This window comes from Clostridium sp. FP2 (assembly GCF_011065955.2).
In the GTDB taxonomy this organism is placed as follows: Bacteria; Bacillota; Clostridia; order Clostridiales; family Clostridiaceae; genus Clostridium_AD; species Clostridium_AD tagluense.
The window spans coordinates 4,371,911-4,387,701 of record NZ_JAAMNI020000001.1 but is presented as its reverse complement, the minus strand read 5'-3'; the positions used below and the strand labels follow the sequence as shown (position 1 = coordinate 4,387,701).

Genomic DNA, 15,791 nt, shown 5'->3' with positions numbered 1-15,791 from the left:
GAGAAAATATATGAAAATGTTGAAATAAGTGAAGGCGTGTATATGCTTTCTATAAAGGGCAAATTTAACGTAAAACCGGGTCAATTTTTTATGTTAAAGGTAGGGGACCTTGAACCTTTATTACCAAGACCTATAAGTGTTTATGATGTAGACGAAGAGAAAATAAGCTTTTTATATGGAATAGTAGGTAAAGGTACAAAACTTCTTAGTAAATTAAAGGAAAATGAGGAAGTTCAGATAATGGGACCTTTAGGAAATGGATTTGATGTAGAGAAAATAAAAGGGAAAATTGCTGTAGTATCTGGAGGAATTGGCATAGCGCCACTTATTTATCTTATAAAAAGCCTTACAAACTGTGAAATAGATTTGTATTCTGGATTTAGAACTGTGGATTATTCTGTGGATTCTGTGGAAAAATATGTAAATAAAGTTTACTTATCCACAGAAAGTGGTTTAAAAGGGCATAAGGGATATATAACAGATATAATAAATCCACAAAAATATGAAACAGTTATATGTTGTGGACCAGAAATTATGATGAAAAAGGTTATAAGTTTATGCAATGATGCTAATGTAACTGTTTATGTGTCGATGGAAACTCATATGGCCTGCGGGATAGGTGCATGTCTTGTATGTACTTGTAAAACCAAGGGTGGAAACAAAAGAACCTGCAAAGATGGTCCAGTTTTTCTTGGAAAGGATTTGATTTTTAATGACTAATGTGGAATTATGTGGTGTGAACTTAAAAAACCCTGTAATAGCGGCATCTGGTACTTTTGGATTCGGAGCCGAATATAATCAATATTTTGATACCGGAAAATTGGGTGGCATAGCATCTAAAGGACTTACAATTAATGAAAAACAAGGTAATGATGGTATACGTGTTTTTGAAACAAGAGGTGGAATGTTAAATAGTGTAGGGCTTCAAAATCCAGGTATTGAAAAATTTATAAAATTAGAGCTTCCAAAGATGCAGGAATATAATACAGCTATAATTGCAAATGTTGGAGGTGGCAATATAGAAGAATATATAGCTGCCATAGAGAGATTAAATAATGAGGCCATAGATATAGTTGAATTAAATATATCCTGCCCTAATGTAAAATGTGGAGGTATGGCTTTTGGAATTAATTCAAAGGTAGCCTATGAAATGGTTAGGGAAGTGAAAAGTATTTGCAAGAAACCCCTTATGGTAAAACTTTCACCAAATGCAGAGAATATAGTAGATATGGCTTACCGTTGCTGCGCAGCTGGAGCAGATGCATTGTCCCTGGTAAATACTTTTAAGGGCATGGCAGTGGATATACATAAAAGAAAAGCAACTTTTAATAATATATATGCAGGGTTATCAGGACCTGCTATAAAGCCTATGGCACTCCGAATGGTTCATGAAGTATGCAAGGCTGTAAACATACCGGTTGTTGGTATGGGCGGTATATGCTGTTTTGAAGATGCTATAGAATTTATAATGGTAGGTGCACAAGCAATTCAAGTTGGAACTGCGAATTTCATAAAACCGGATATTTGCAATGATATAATAGATGGAATAGAAAATTATATGATACGCGAAGGTATTAAAGATTTAAGTGAGATTAGAGGAATTATTTAATACAATTAGAAGTTAAAAGTGAATTTTCACAGTGATCTAGTAAAAAATGGGAGGCTATGTTATGAATATTAATGTTTTAGATATATTAAAAGAATCAGGAGCATTACTCGAGGGTCACTTTCTGTTATCATCAGGAAGACACAGTAATAGATATTGCCAATGTGCAAAATTGCTTCAATATCCAGATAAGGCTGAGAAAGTGTTAAGTGTAGCAGTAGAAAAAATTAAAGATATAGAGTTTGATGTGGTAGTAGGACCGGCTATGGGTGGGATAATAGTGGCTTATGAAGTAGGTAGACAAACTGGAAAGCCTGCTATATTTACGGAAAGAGTTAACGGCACCTTCGAACTGCGACGGGGATTTGAAATTAAGAAGGGTCAGAAGGTTTTAATTACAGAGGATGTAGTAACTACTGGTAAATCTTCACTAGAAACAATAGAAGTTTTAAAGGAACTTGGTGCAAAGGTAGTTGGAATATGTTGTATTGTAGATAGAGGAAGTAGCACTACTCCTTATCCTATCTATAGCGCTATAAAGCTAGATATTGAAAGTTATGATGCATCAGTATGTCCACTTTGCAAAGAAGGAACAGCTTATATAAAACCAGGTAGTAGAAATATAAAATAAATACATGATAAAAAAGATAGGAAATTTCTCCTGCGTGCCTTGCAAACGAACTTAAAACTAGAAATTCCATTAACAAATTCTAATCATTTGCGAATATAAAATTCTCTAACACTCACATTCGCCATCCTGGCTCAGGTTCGCTAGCCTGCCGTCCTGGCAGGCTTACGAGAATTTTATATTCGCAAATGAAGAATTTGTAAATGGAATTTCAATAGTTTCTGCGTTTCGTATTGCAAGTCACTTCGGATAAATTATCTATCTCATATTGTTTTTAAAAGGACATTATGATCATGAATTATTGAGTTGCTTACATCTGAAAATCAAATTATGTATCCTATTTACAATTTTATTTAAAATTTTCGCACAACAATATATGAAGATTATGCACTGTTAAAATTTTTTGCTCCAATCCCAAACTTCATTAATTGTTTCAACTTTAAAACCTAAATCCCAATAAAATGACTGGTCTCCTCCAAGCATACCTCTACACTGCGGTGACATCTTCATAACACGGTTGGCTGCCTCATATATCAATGCCCTTGCTATTCCCTTTCGTCTGCACCACCATACAACTCCAAGTGGCTCTAATTCACAATAAGGCATTTTATCATTATACCAGATGATAGCAATTCCTACTGGCTTTCCTTCCGTATCCAATATGCACAAATCAAGTTCTGGTTTATACCCTGGCATTTTTCTTAAATCATGAAATCCTATTTCACCCGTTTCCGCTGTTGGAAGTGTATAGTTAAAGGAAAACATATGCGAATTGGAAAGGAAAAAGTCTGGTGTTTGATTTCCATCAGCTATGGTATATCCCGCTGGAAGCACAACATCAAATTTCTTTCCCGAAAATGGAAGTATCAGTGATCGTTCGACATTCTGTGATAGCTCATACCCTCTCTCTTTCACCATATTTCTTACCAAAGCATATTCTGGTGGAATCACTATATGTAAATGCCTGGTCTTATTTTCATAGTCTTTTGTACCCCTTGTGAAACAGGACAAATGTGTTTCTGCATGATGAAACATTCTTTCAAGTAGTTCGCTGTCTCTTTGACGTTCTAAAGATTCAAAAAGGAAAAATGCATCTGCGTTCCACACACCTTCGCATATAACCGATGAAATAATATTGCCATCTTCTTCCCATATCCCAACGGTATGTCTCCAATTATCTTTTACATTTGCCCATGCGCTAGAAACTCCACGAGAAAACTCATGATGGCTTAATCCCCATGGTGGATTTCCCCATGCATAACTTACTAAAATAAGTTCTTCTAATTTTAAAAAATCTTCATCTGTATAATATCTAAAAGTAATACTCAAAATATTTACCCCTTCCTCGCCAGTTAGTAGAATGTTTATTTATGGTTTTTGATTATAAACTTCATCTTAGAGTTCTTTTAACCCCGACTATAATATGTATTTTACAATGATAAAGCGTAAGTGTATATTCCTAGAATTTTTTATAAAAATATAAGACATACCCCTGCCATATTATTATGCCAGGGGTATATCTTCACCGAGAGTAAATTACTTTTTTTATGGATTCAACTGAGAGACTGTACTTTTCAGCTAATTCATCAATGACTATACCAGCCTTAAAGTCAACTTTAATCTGCATATTTCGGTTCTGTAATTTGGTTTTTGTGCCTGTCATGTCACCCCAGGACCTACGATTTCCCGTTTTATTAGGAATGTAGACAATACAGCCTTCAGTATACTGTTGAATTTCTTCTAAAAGATATTTTGGGAATATATCACAAGCTTTAATATATTTCATTCTAACTCAGCTCCTTAATTTAATGTTATTAAGGATGCAAAGTCTGTTTCAACTAGAATGAATATCGACGATTATAAATAATTCTATTATACTCCATGTAAGGTATCGTCAATGCTCATTAAGCAGACTTTGCATGGAGCATGATATGTACAAAACCAAATGTTTTAGCCATTCTAGTACCTCCTTTTAAAAACATATCCTATTTATAAAACTAACTTACAATTGCGAAACAACTCTTATAAATATTGTACCAGTATTTTACATGAAATTATATACTTTTCTAAATTTCTCAAATTTAATACTATAAATAGCACATTGATATTTTCACAATTGGCAGCAAAAATATGAAAGAAGCAAAGACCTTTTTTTTCTTAGATAATGCTAACAAAAGTATATATTGCGTAGAATGCATTTGAACAAGCCTTAGTAATTCAAAATTTATTTTATTTGCAGGTGCGTAAAGAAAAATGCATGTTTGAGCGTAAGCGAGTTTGCATTTTTTAGCAGCTGAAAATAAAATAAATCTTAGAATTACTTGGCGAAGTGAAAGCATTTTAGCAATATATACTTTTGTTATAGCATTCTATAAGAAAAAAGGGATAATGATTGCACTAAATATTATTTCAGGTTTAGTAAATTATTTATTAATATTTGAAGTTCCTTAGTTTTATCTTTATCCATGGGCTCTACACCTTTTAATTTATAAGGAATTGATAGAGCTTCGTATTTACTTACTCCTAGAACATGATAGGCAAGGAGTTCGACTTTATCTAAATTAGGAACTTCTTCACTAATTATTTTAGCAATTTTAGTTATATGTTCCACAGAATCTGTAATTCCTGGTACAACAACATGTCTTACCCAAACCCTAGATTTTGATTTTCTTAAAGCTTCTAAAAATAAATTAATATCTCCTGTATCTCTACCGGTTAAATTAACGTAGCCCTTACTAGTTGTCTGTTTTATATCTAAAAGAACTAAATCTGTATATTCTAATATATCAGCATAGTCACCATTACCAAAACCAGAGGTATCTAGAGTAGTATGAATGCCATTTTGTTTACATAATTTTAAACACTGGAGAAGAAATTCAGGTTGCATTAATGGATCACCGCCAGAGAAAGTAACTCCGCCAGAAGAACGATCAAAATATGGCTTGAATCTAATAATCTTTTGAACAATTTCGCTGGGTGTCATTTCTGTGCCACCACTGAGACTCCATGTATCAGGGTTATGGCAGTAGGCACATCGCAATTTACAACCTTGAAAAAAAACAACTACTCTTATCCCAGGACCATCAACTAGTCCCATACTTTCTATAGAATGAATGTTACCTTTTACCATATATATTCCTCCTCCGCACTAGTGTATAAAAATCAATTTTTAAATAACATAAAATGAAATTTATAATTAGTTTTTTTATATAAGTCGAGAGATGCTTATAAGAATAAGCATCTCTCATATTATATAAAAAACTAATTATATTTTTTTATGGAAAGTTCTGCTAATAACTTCAAGCTGTTGTTCTTTTGATAATCTATTGAAGTGAACTGCATATCCTGATACCCTTACTGTTAATGTTGGATATTTGTCTGGATTTTCCATAGCATCAATTAAAACGTCTCTATTTAAGACATTTACATTTAAATGGTGCGCACTTTGTGCAAAATAGCCATCTAAAAGGAAAACTAGATTATTTATTCTTGTATCTTCATCTATCCCAAGTGCGGCTGGTACTATTGAAAAAGTATTTGAAACTCCATCTTGGCAGTATTTTCTATAAGGAATCTTAGCAACTGAATTTAATGATGCGAGTGCTCCATTTTCATCGTGGCATTGTGTTGGGTTTGCTCCTGGAGCAAGTGGTATACCTTGTTTTCTTCCGTCAGGAGTTGCTCCTGTCTTTTTACCATAAACAACATTAGAGGTAATAGTAAGTGCAGATAGTGTATGCTCAGCGTTCTTGTAAGCTGGGTGTTTTTTAAGCTCATCACTAAATTCTTTAATAAGATTAACAGCTAAATCATCAACTCTGTCATCATCATTTCCATATTTAGGGAAATCTCCTTCTATTTTAAAGTCAACTGTTATTCCATTTTCATTTCTTATTGGAGATACCTTAGCAAATTTTATAGCACTTAAGGAGTCAGCTGCAACTGAAAGTCCTGCTACACCGAATGCCATGAAGTATTTTAGGTCGGTATCATGAAGGGATAATTGACCAGCTTCATAAGCGTACTTATCGTGCATATAATGTATAGTATTCATTGTATCTACATACATCTCTGCAACATAGGCTAAAACTTTTGAATACATTGCTCTAACTGTTTTGTAATCAAGAATCCCATCAGTTGTTTTTTCGATTCCAGGTATTACAAGCTTACCTTTTAATTCGTCCATTCCACCGTTAAGTGATAGTAATAATGATTTGGCTAGGTTTGCGCGAGCTCCAAAGAATTGCATCCTCTTACCAATTTCCATAGCAGAAACGCAGCAAGCTATTCCATAGTCCTCTCCATATATTGGTCTCATTACATCATCATTTTCATATTGAAGTGCATCTGTTTCAATAGACATTTTAGCACAATATTTTTTGAAAGGTTCTGGTAATTTTTCTGACCAAAGCACAGTCATGTTTGGTTCTGGTGCTGATCCTAAATTTGTTAATGTATGAAGAAATCTAAAGGAAGTTTTTGTTACCATTGCTTTTCCGTTAATGGCTACACCGCCTATTGATTCTGTTACCCAATTTGGATCTCCACCAAATAATTCATTGTATTCAGGTGTTCTAAGATGTCTTGCCATTCTAAGTTTAATTACGAATTGATCAACAATCTCTTGTGCTCCATCCTCAGTTAATATGCCTGCTGCTAAGTCTCTTTGCATATAAATGTCTAAGAAAGTAGTTGTTCTTCCAAGAGACATTGCAGCACCGTTGTTTTCTTTTATTCCTGCAAGATATCCAAAATAAACTGCTTGAGTAGCTTCTACTGCTGTAGTAGCCGGTTTTGAAATATCAACTCCATATTTTGAAGCCATGCTTTTTATTGCAGCAAGAGCTCTTATTTGCATACTTACTTCTTCTCTATGTCTTATTAGTGAATCAGTAGCAAGTCCTGTTAACTTCGTTAAATCTTTTTTCTTTTCTTCTATTAAAAAATCTATTCCATAAAGAGCTACTCTTCTATAGTCTCCTATTATCCTTCCGCGACCATATGCATCTGGAAGTCCAGTTAGGAGTCCTACATTTCTTGCAACTTTTGTAGCAGGAGAGTATGCATCAAAAACTCCTTCGTTATGAGTTTTTCTATATTTAGGGAAGAAATTTTCTATATCCTTATTTAATTTAAAACCATATTCTTCTAGTGATTGTTCTACCATTCTAAAGCCACCAAATGGGTTTACTATTCTTTTTAGGGGAGCATCTGTTTGGAATCCAACAATTACTTCATTTTCCTTATCTATATATCCAGGAGCAAAATTGTCTATTCCTGAAATTTCATTAGTTTCTACATCTATAATACCTTGTTTAATCTCTTTTAAAATAAGTGAATAAGCTTTATCCCAAACTTTATTAGTCTTAGCTGTTTTTCCTACTAAAAAACTATCATCACCTTCATATAAAGTGTAATTCTTTTGAATAAAGTCACTTACATCAATTTTATTCTTCCATTCATCACCTTTGAAACCATTCCATTGTTTAAACATTTTTTTTCCTCCTTATAATACATTGATTTCAGATTATTTTATGTAATAATTCTTAAAGTATAAAACTAAACGAGTAAATAAATCAAATAATAAGTATTAATTGACAATTAATACTGTTTAAGATATTATACAATATTTTATTGTATTTGTTAATACATAAAAGTAAAAGTTACATAAGATTCATAAAATAAATAACGGTTATAAATGTTATTTAAAATTTAACTTGTCAATATAATATATTGTAATATTAAAAGTGAAACAGTTCAAGTGCTTATATAAAAGTTTTAAAATTTAGAATATTTTAATAATTTTAAAAGTGTTGAAATATAAGGATTTATTAGTAAATAAAATTAAAAATAAATAATGAAACAGAAAAATTTTAATGCGAAACAACAGAAGGATATATTAATCTAAATTGGTAAATATGTAAATTGATTAAGGTCATAATGATTTATACGATTTTAATTTTAGCGTGATTCTCACATTAGAATTTGAAAGAAAGATTTGTCGCTTTGAAACACAGAATAAATCTAGAAAAATTAATATTCTTTTCAATTATAATGCGTTATAATAAATAGTGTATTGAAATAATGTATATTTAGAATGGAGGTTTAAAAATATGAGCAAACCTAGCATGTTTAGCAAGGATTATAAGAAAGAAGTAAAAAAAAGAAAAAGGAAAATAGTACTATTGATTATTGTCCCTATAATAGGGTTAACTATATTTTTGATTACAGATTTTGATGTACTAAAAAATAGTGGGATAAGTATGAAAAATGGTATAAATAGCATCTTATTAAATAAATCCAAAGACAAACGCAGTAGTGACGTACAAGTGGAAAAAACACCACAGGTTGCTAAACCACAATCAGATTCTGAAAAAAGTAAAGCAGTTCAAGCGGAAAAAGCTTTAAAAGTAGAAGCAACTTTGAAAAATGAAGTCTTTGTTGTAGCACTATCTGATGGGCAGAAAATCAGTGTTGAAATTAGTGTTAAGGCGGCAGAAAAGACCATAAAAGGGATAATAAATGATAAAAATATTTCATATGATATAAGTCCAAGTAAGAAATCTATAGTTATACAGAGTACAAACAATCAAGACCTTCTATATGTTGATATAAACAAGGTGAGTAAAAACATTACAAAAAAAACACATCAATCTAGCAAGGGACAAATGTTTTCAAAGGAGGAACTATTTAAAACCCATAAAAACTATCTTTGGTCCATTACACCTAAGTTCATTGATGAAGATAACATTGCATATGTTAGTGAATTACCTTGGATAAATGAAAGAGCAGTACAATATATATGGAAGGTGAATCTGAAAAGTAATCTTCATACCCAGGTAAAAACAGCATCTGGTATGCATATAACTTTCAAAAACATCACTACTAAGGGGCTTACTACACTTATAGATGGTAATGTGGTATATGTAACGTTTGCTGGAGAAACAATAGAATAGGGGGAAGAGGTTAATTATGGATATAGGATTATCGTCAGCTTGCTTTTATCCTGATTTACATACAGAAAACAGTATAGTGAAGATGAAAGAGTTAGGATTTGATCATGGTGAAATATTTCTAAATACATGGAGTGAATACTCACAGGAGTTTGTGAAGGTACTTTTAGAAAAAAAGGAATTCTATGAATTCAACGTAAATTCAGTTCATGCATTTTCAAGCTCTTTTGAACCCTATCTTTTTGATAAATATGATAGACGAAGAACGGATATGTTAAAGCATTTTAAAAATGTTTGCAAGGCAGCAAAGGCTTTAGGCGCAAGTTGCTATACTTTTCATGGTATGCGTTATGTGAATTTTAATGAACTAGACACTCAATTTGTAATAGATATATACAATGAACTATCTTATATTGCAATGGAGTTAGATATTAAATTGGCGCAGGAAAATGTATCTTGGTGTATGTCTTCTGATTTGAATTTTTTAACGCTTTTATCTGAAAAATGTAAATATCCAATATATTTTACTTTGGATTTAAAACAAGCTTATAGAACTAATATACCTCTTGAAAAATATATAAATCTTATGGGTAATAAGATAGTGAACCTTCATATTAATGATAGAGATGAGAATTCATCTTGCCTTTTACCAGGAGAAGGAAATTTAGATTATAAAGATATAGCAAGTAAGCTTAAAAGCGTAGGATATAGTGGGAAAGGGATTATTGAAGTTTACAAAAACAATTATTCAAATTATGAACAACTTACAAAGGCGAAGAAAAATATTTATGAAAGCTTTAACTATAGTTTGGAAGAGTAAACAATTATCGGACATGCAATTTTGAAAGCGCATTATATGGAAAATTTAACTTATTATGGGATTTAAAATGTTAATAGATTATAACATTACTAAAATTGTGTTGTAAATTATAAAAAATTTAGTTATAATCAGTAATATTAGACTATATAAGTGTAGATGCTTAATAATATTTGTAAAGACCTTAAAATTTATGTTATAATGTTAAGGTTAACAAGCATTTGTGGTGATTAGGAGGAGTAATATAATGATAGTTAAAATGGAAAAATTAGAAAAAAATATTGTTAAATTAGAAATAACAGTGGAAGCAAAAAGGTTTAATGAATCTTTGAAAAAATCTTCTGCAAAAAACTCAAAAACTATAAACATACCTGGATTCAGAAAAGGTAAAGCACCAATGTCTATAATAAAGAAAATGTATGGTGAAGGTGTTTTCTTTGAAGACGCTATAAATTTCTGTTGCGATGATACATATCCAGAGGCTTTAAAAGAGTATGATATAAGTCCATTGGATTATCCTAAAATTGATATTATTGAAATAGGCGAAGGAAAAGATTTTGTATATACTGCTTCTGTAGCAGTAATTCCAGAAGTTAAACTTGGAGAGTACAAAGGACTTGAAGCTAAGAAAACTGAATATAATGTAACAGATGATGAAATTGAAAACCAACTAAAAGGTATGCAAGAAAAAAATGCTAGAATCGAAGAGAAGGTTGATGGCACTGTTGCAATGGGCGATATAGCTGTTATAGACTTTAAAGGATTTATTGATGAGGTAGCCTTTGAAGGTGGAGAAGGAAAAGACTTTGAACTTGAAATTGGTTCAGGATCATTTATTGATACTTTTGAACAACAATTAGTTGAACTAAAAGCAGGAGAAAGTAAAGAAGTTAAAGTTAATTTCCCAGAAGCATATGGAAGAGAAGACTTAAATGGAAAACTTGCAACTTTTAACGTAACTGTTAAAAGCATGAAGAAAAAAGAATTACCAGCTATTGATGATGAATTTGCTAAAGATGTATCAGAATTTGATACTTTAGAGGAATTAAGAAATGATATTAAAGCAAACCTTGAAAAATCAAGTAAAGATAGAGAAGTAAAAGAATTTGAAGAAGCTGTAATAGATGCAGTTTGCTCTAATGTTCCAATGGACATTCCAGAAGTTATGATAAAAAGAGAAACTGATGTTATGCTCAAAGATTTAGAAACAAAATTAAAATATCAAGGTTTAGAGCTTGAACAATATTATCAGTATACTAATAACACAGAAGAAAAAGTTAGAGAATTCATGAAAGAAGCAGCAGAAAAAAGAGTTAAAACAGATTTAATAATAACAGAAATAGCAAAAATAGAAAAAGTTGAAGCAACTGACGAAGAAATGCTTGCAAAAGCAAAACAAGTTGCTGCTCAATATGGAGAAAAAGATATAGATAAAACAGCAGATTTAATTTTAAAAGCACAAAAACAATATCTGGAAATTGATGTTGTAAATGAAAAAGTAATAAAAATGTTAGTTGATAGCGCTAAAGTTATTGCATAATATACTTTAAAATTAATTGCCAGATATTTTTCTGGCAATTAATTTTAAATATAGGATAAAATTATATGGTTAAAAATCAATTATTTAGGATAGAATTACAAGTGGATTACCTTTCGAAGTAGTTCTATTATTAGACAAGAGGAGGGAATTATATGAGTTTGGTGCCAATGGTTGTTGAACAAACAAATAGGGGAGAAAGATCCTATGATATTTATTCAAGATTATTAAAAGAAAGAATAATTTTTCTAGGAGAAGAAGTAAATGATGTAACAGCTAGTTTAATTGTTGCTCAGTTATTGTATTTGGAGTCAGAAGACCCTGATAAAGACATTTATTTATATATAAATAGTCCAGGTGGATCAATTACATCAGGCATGGCTATTTTTGACACAATGCAATTGATAAAGCCACAAGTTTCAACTATATGTACTGGTATGGCAGCATCCATGGGAGCGTTCTTACTAGCAGCTGGAGAAAAGGGAAAAAGATTTGCATTGCCTAATAGTGAGATTTTGATACATCAGCCTTTAGGAGGATTTCAAGGTCAAGCAACGGATATTGATATCCATGCAAAACGAATTATGAGAACTAAAGATACGTTAAATAAGATATTGAGTGAAAGAACTGGCCAAACATTGGAGAAAATTCAACATGATGTTGAAAGAGATTACTTTATGAGTTCACAAGAGGCTATGGAGTATGGATTAATAGATGAAGTTATAACTAAAAGGAAATAACATTAATTGAGGTGAAGATATGCCAAAGTATGATGAAAAAAAACAACTTAAATGTTCTTTCTGTGGTAAAAACCAAGACCAAGTTAGAAGATTAATTGCAGGGCCGGGAGTATATATCTGCGATGAATGTATAGAATTATGTTCTGAAATAATTGTAGATGAATTCCAGGGAGATGTGGAACTAGATTTAGGTACATTGCCAAAACCAGCAGAAATAAAAAAATATATAGATGATTATGTAGTTGGTCAAGATACCGCTAAAAAATCCTTGGCTGTGGCAGTATACAATCATTACAAAAGAATAAATTCAAATATTAATGAAAGTGATGTTGAACTTCAGAAAAGTAATATATTATTACTTGGACCTACAGGCTGTGGGAAAACACTACTTGCGCAAACCTTGGCAAAATACTTAAATGTACCTTTTGCTATAGCAGATGCAACTACACTTACTGAAGCAGGGTATGTAGGGGAAGATGTGGAAAACATCTTGCTTAAATTAATACAAAATGCTGACTATGATGTAGAAAAAGCAGAAAAAGGTATTATCTATATAGATGAAATAGATAAGATTGCTAGGAAATCAGAAAATCCTTCTATAACTAGGGATGTATCTGGTGAAGGGGTTCAACAAGCATTACTTAAAATATTAGAAGGCACTACAGCATCAGTACCACCACAAGGCGGAAGAAAGCACCCTCATCAGGAATTTATTCAGATAAACACAGCTAATATTTTATTTATCTGTGGAGGAGCCTTTGATGGACTTGATAAAATCATAGAAAAAAGAACTAGAACTACTTCCGTTGGTTTCGGAGCTGAAATACAATCTAAAGAAGAAAAAAATGTAGGAGAACTATTAAAATCTATAATGCCAGGAGATTTACTGAAATTTGGTTTAATCCCAGAGTTTGTAGGTAGGCTTCCTATAGTAGTTACTCTTGAAGCTTTAGATGAAGAGGCATTGGTTAAAATTCTTAGTGAACCTAAAAATGCGCTTATTAAACAATATAAGAAATTGTTTGAAATGGATAATGTAGAGTTAGAGTTCGAAGAGCAAGCTTTAAAAGCTATAGCAAAAGAAGCTATTAAAAGAAAAACTGGAGCTCGTGGACTCAGATCTATTATAGAGGATACAATGAAGGAAATTATGTTTGATATTCCGTCTAATGAAGAAGTATCTAAAGTAATAGTTAATGAGGAAACTATTAAGACTAGAACTCCACAACTAGTTTTAGCTGAAAATGGCAAAAGAGAAAAATTAAAGTTAACAAAAAAAATTAAAAGTAAAAAAGGTATAGAAACAGCATAAAAAAATGTAAATACAATAGAAAGACGGATTACTTATCTGTCTTTTTTTATTTTTTGATAAATAAGGGAATTATTATTTAGAACAAAAAGAATATATTAAATACAACTTGAGCATAATATCAGATGATAGAATATTTACTATAACTTGTTAAATAATCTCAGAAAGGAGGATTAGTTTAATATAATTGAATATTAAACTTTTAATAATATGATTATGCAACTTCTGATGATAGTACAACTTTTATTTACCATAGTAATTGGAATATATGTTTTTAATGCATTAAAAAGTCATCATAATGGAAAGGTGTCTGTTAATGTAGATAGCAAAAAAGAAATGGAAAAGTTAAGAGTAATGAAAAGTATAAGTCTTACGGAACCACTAACAGAGAAAAGTAGACCAACAAGATTTGAAGATGTTATAGGCCAGGAAAAAGGAATTAAGGCTCTGCAAGCAGCTATATGTGGGCCTAATCCTCAACATGTCATAATTTATGGTCCCCCAGGAATAGGTAAAACAGCGGCAGCTAGATTAGTGCTTGAAGACGCTAAAAAAAGAGCGCGTTCTCCGTTTAATGAATCTTCTAAGTTTATAGAAATAGATGCAACCACAGTGAGATTTGATGAAAGAGGTATAGCAGACCCACTTATTGGATCTGTTCATGATCCAATATACCAAGGAGCTGGACCACTAGGAGCAGCTGGAGTGCCTCAACCAAAACCTGGAGCAGTTACAAAAGCTCATGGAGGCATTTTGTTTATTGATGAAATTGGAGAGCTACATCCTATAGAAATGAATAAACTCCTTAAAGTTTTAGAGGATAGAAAAGTATTTTTAGACAGTGCTTATTATAATGGAGAAGATCCCAATACGCCACTTTATATAAAAGAAGTCTTTGACGGAGGGCTTCCAGCTGACTTTAGGCTTATAGGAGCAACTACCAGGAGTCCGGAAGAAATAACTCCTGCAATAAGGTCCAGATGCGTAGAAATATTTTTCAGACAATTACTTCCAGAAGAATTGCAGATAATCGCAGATAACGCAATAAATAAAATTGGTCTTAAAATTTGTGAAAAAGCATTAAAGCTTGTAGGTAAATACTCTAGTAATGGACGGGATACTGTTAATTTAATTCAGTTAGCTAGTGGAATTGCTATTAATGATGAAAGAAATGAAGTAAGTATTGAAGATATTGAATGGGTTATAGAAAATGGGCAGTATTCGCCAAGGTCTGAGTTTAAAATATCAGATAAACCACAAATTGGATATGTAAACGGTCTAGCAGTTTATGGAGCTAATATGGGAGCTGTAATGGAAATTGAAGCTTCTGCAAAAAAAATAAAGCTTCGAAAAGGTATACTTAAAATTACAGGAATTATTGAGGAAGAAGAAATAAGCAGTGCAAATAAAAAGCTCAGAAGAAAAAGTACTGCAAGATCCTCAGTTGAAAATGTGGTTACAGTACTGGAAAAGTATTTCAATTTAGATTGCGATGATTATGATATTCATGTAAATTTTCCTGGTGGAACGCCTGTGGATGGTCCATCTGCTGGTATAAGCATAACAACTGCAATATACAGTGCAATAAAAGGTATACCAGTTGATAACAGGGTTGCAATGACAGGAGAGATATCAATTCATGGTAATGTAAAGCCTATAGGAGGAGTTAATGCCAAGGTTGCTGCTGCAAAAAAGGCAGGTGCTACCAGGGTTATTATTCCTATAGATAATTGGCAAGATAGCTTTAAAAATATTGAAAACATAGTGATTATACCAGTAAGTAATATTACTGAGGTAATTCGAGAAGCTTTGATTCAGGAGGAACCTAAAGATATTTCAATTACATTTGAGCCAGATGTGGATGTTATAGCAGCTGAGGCATTAAAACTTTAGTGACCAAGGTGATGATTTAACTACATTTTAGAAGAGAATTTAATATTGGCTGTTTTTATTTAAACAAATAACAAGTAAGTATGATAATATATTTGACTTGTTATTTGTTTTTATGCGCCTTATAATTTATTTTAAATTTTCTAGTATTGAAAATTAATCTTATTATAGGTATACTATAGTAGTGTAGCTATAATTATAGCTGCTATAAAAATATAGTAAATTAATAGCTATAACCTATATATTAATATAAAATTTCGAATTTCAAGTTCTAACTTTATATTAATAAAATAATATTAATTTAGAAAAGA

At 31.6% G+C, this 15,791-nt stretch carries 13 protein-coding genes; 9 read left to right on the top strand and 4 right to left on the bottom strand.

All coding sequences use genetic code 11. The features are described 5' to 3' along the window. Positions 1-42 precede the first annotated feature (42 nt). The 3 genes from G9F71_RS20705 to pyrE all read left to right on the top strand — a co-directional run bounded on the left by G9F71_RS20705 (position 43) and on the right by pyrE (position 2,237). The gene (locus G9F71_RS20705; RefSeq protein WP_253199250.1) at positions 43-720 is read left to right on the top strand and encodes a dihydroorotate dehydrogenase electron transfer subunit; all 678 of its coding nucleotides are present in this window, start codon (positions 43-45) and stop codon (positions 718-720) included. After that, positions 713-1,609, top strand: a complete 897-nt coding sequence (locus G9F71_RS20700) for a dihydroorotate dehydrogenase (RefSeq protein ID WP_164948567.1) — start codon at positions 713-715, stop codon at positions 1,607-1,609. Before G9F71_RS20705 ends, G9F71_RS20700 begins: the two co-directional genes overlap by 8 nt. Positions 1,610-1,670: 61 nt before the next feature. After that, positions 1,671-2,237, top strand: coding sequence for an orotate phosphoribosyltransferase (pyrE, locus tag G9F71_RS20695; protein WP_224626535.1), 567 nt, complete (start codon positions 1,671-1,673; stop codon positions 2,235-2,237). 390 nt (positions 2,238-2,627) lie between these two features. On the opposite strand, the gene G9F71_RS20690 is transcribed toward pyrE, so the two are convergent. From G9F71_RS20690 to pflB, 4 genes are all read right to left on the bottom strand, one after another. Continuing rightward, positions 2,628-3,563 carry a GNAT family N-acetyltransferase gene (locus tag G9F71_RS20690; RefSeq protein WP_164948565.1) on the bottom strand — a complete coding sequence of 312 codons (936 nt, stop codon included), beginning with the start codon at positions 3,561-3,563 and terminating at the stop codon, positions 2,628-2,630. 193 nt (positions 3,564-3,756) lie between these two features. Next, complete coding sequence (locus G9F71_RS20685; RefSeq protein ID WP_164948564.1) at positions 3,757-4,020, bottom strand: CD3324 family protein; 264 nt, start codon at positions 4,018-4,020, stop codon at positions 3,757-3,759. A gap of 618 nt (positions 4,021-4,638) precedes the next feature. Further along, complete coding sequence (gene pflA / locus G9F71_RS20680) at positions 4,639-5,364, bottom strand: pyruvate formate-lyase-activating protein (protein WP_164945598.1); 726 nt, start codon at positions 5,362-5,364, stop codon at positions 4,639-4,641. A 135-nt stretch (positions 5,365-5,499) separates the two neighbouring features. Further along, entirely contained in the window at positions 5,500-7,728 is a 2,229-nt protein-coding gene (gene pflB, locus G9F71_RS20675) for a formate C-acetyltransferase (RefSeq protein WP_164948563.1), read from the bottom strand. Between the two features lie 619 nt (positions 7,729-8,347). On the opposite strand from pflB, the gene G9F71_RS20670 reads away from it, so the two are divergent. From G9F71_RS20670 to lonB, 6 genes are all read left to right on the top strand, one after another. Further along, entirely contained in the window at positions 8,348-9,190 is an 843-nt protein-coding gene (locus G9F71_RS20670) for a hypothetical protein (RefSeq protein ID WP_164948562.1), read from the top strand. A gap of 16 nt (positions 9,191-9,206) precedes the next feature. Next, positions 9,207-10,007: a sugar phosphate isomerase/epimerase family protein gene (locus tag G9F71_RS20665; protein WP_164948561.1), complete on the top strand. Its 801-nt coding sequence runs from the start codon at positions 9,207-9,209 to the stop codon at positions 10,005-10,007. 244 nt (positions 10,008-10,251) lie between these two features. Beyond that, positions 10,252-11,544: a trigger factor gene (gene tig / locus G9F71_RS20660; RefSeq protein ID WP_164948560.1), complete on the top strand. Its 1,293-nt coding sequence runs from the start codon at positions 10,252-10,254 to the stop codon at positions 11,542-11,544. 152 nt (positions 11,545-11,696) lie between these two features. Then, entirely contained in the window at positions 11,697-12,281 is a 585-nt protein-coding gene (gene clpP, locus G9F71_RS20655; protein WP_124999577.1) for an ATP-dependent Clp endopeptidase proteolytic subunit ClpP, read from the top strand. 19 nt (positions 12,282-12,300) lie between these two features. After that, positions 12,301-13,593 (top strand): ATP-dependent Clp protease ATP-binding subunit ClpX, encoded by a 1,293-nt coding sequence (gene clpX, locus G9F71_RS20650; RefSeq protein ID WP_164948559.1) that lies wholly within the window; start codon positions 12,301-12,303, stop codon positions 13,591-13,593. Positions 13,594-13,803: 210 nt separating this feature from the next. Continuing rightward, complete coding sequence (gene lonB, locus G9F71_RS20645) at positions 13,804-15,483, top strand: ATP-dependent protease LonB (protein WP_187353451.1); 1,680 nt, start codon at positions 13,804-13,806, stop codon at positions 15,481-15,483. The last annotated feature ends 308 nt before the right edge of the window (positions 15,484-15,791 follow it).

Coding starts and splice junctions, on each gene's coding strand:
- G9F71_RS20700 (WP_164948567.1), top strand. CDS start 713: ATGACTAATGTGGAATTATGTGGTGTGAACTTAAAAAACCCTGTAATA.
- G9F71_RS20685 (WP_164948564.1), bottom strand. CDS start 4,020: ATGAAATATATTAAAGCTTGTGATATATTCCCAAAATATCTTTTAGAA.
- clpP (WP_124999577.1), top strand. CDS start 11,697: ATGAGTTTGGTGCCAATGGTTGTTGAACAAACAAATAGGGGAGAAAGA.
- G9F71_RS20670 (WP_164948562.1), top strand. CDS start 8,348: ATGAGCAAACCTAGCATGTTTAGCAAGGATTATAAGAAAGAAGTAAAA.
- pflB (WP_164948563.1), bottom strand. CDS start 7,728: ATGTTTAAACAATGGAATGGTTTCAAAGGTGATGAATGGAAGAATAAA.
- pyrE (WP_224626535.1), top strand. CDS start 1,671: ATGAATATTAATGTTTTAGATATATTAAAAGAATCAGGAGCATTACTC.
- G9F71_RS20705 (WP_253199250.1), top strand. CDS start 43: ATGCTTTCTATAAAGGGCAAATTTAACGTAAAACCGGGTCAATTTTTT.
- tig (WP_164948560.1), top strand. CDS start 10,252: ATGATAGTTAAAATGGAAAAATTAGAAAAAAATATTGTTAAATTAGAA.
- pflA (WP_164945598.1), bottom strand. CDS start 5,364: ATGGTAAAAGGTAACATTCATTCTATAGAAAGTATGGGACTAGTTGAT.
- G9F71_RS20665 (WP_164948561.1), top strand. CDS start 9,207: ATGGATATAGGATTATCGTCAGCTTGCTTTTATCCTGATTTACATACA.
- clpX (WP_164948559.1), top strand. CDS start 12,301: ATGCCAAAGTATGATGAAAAAAAACAACTTAAATGTTCTTTCTGTGGT.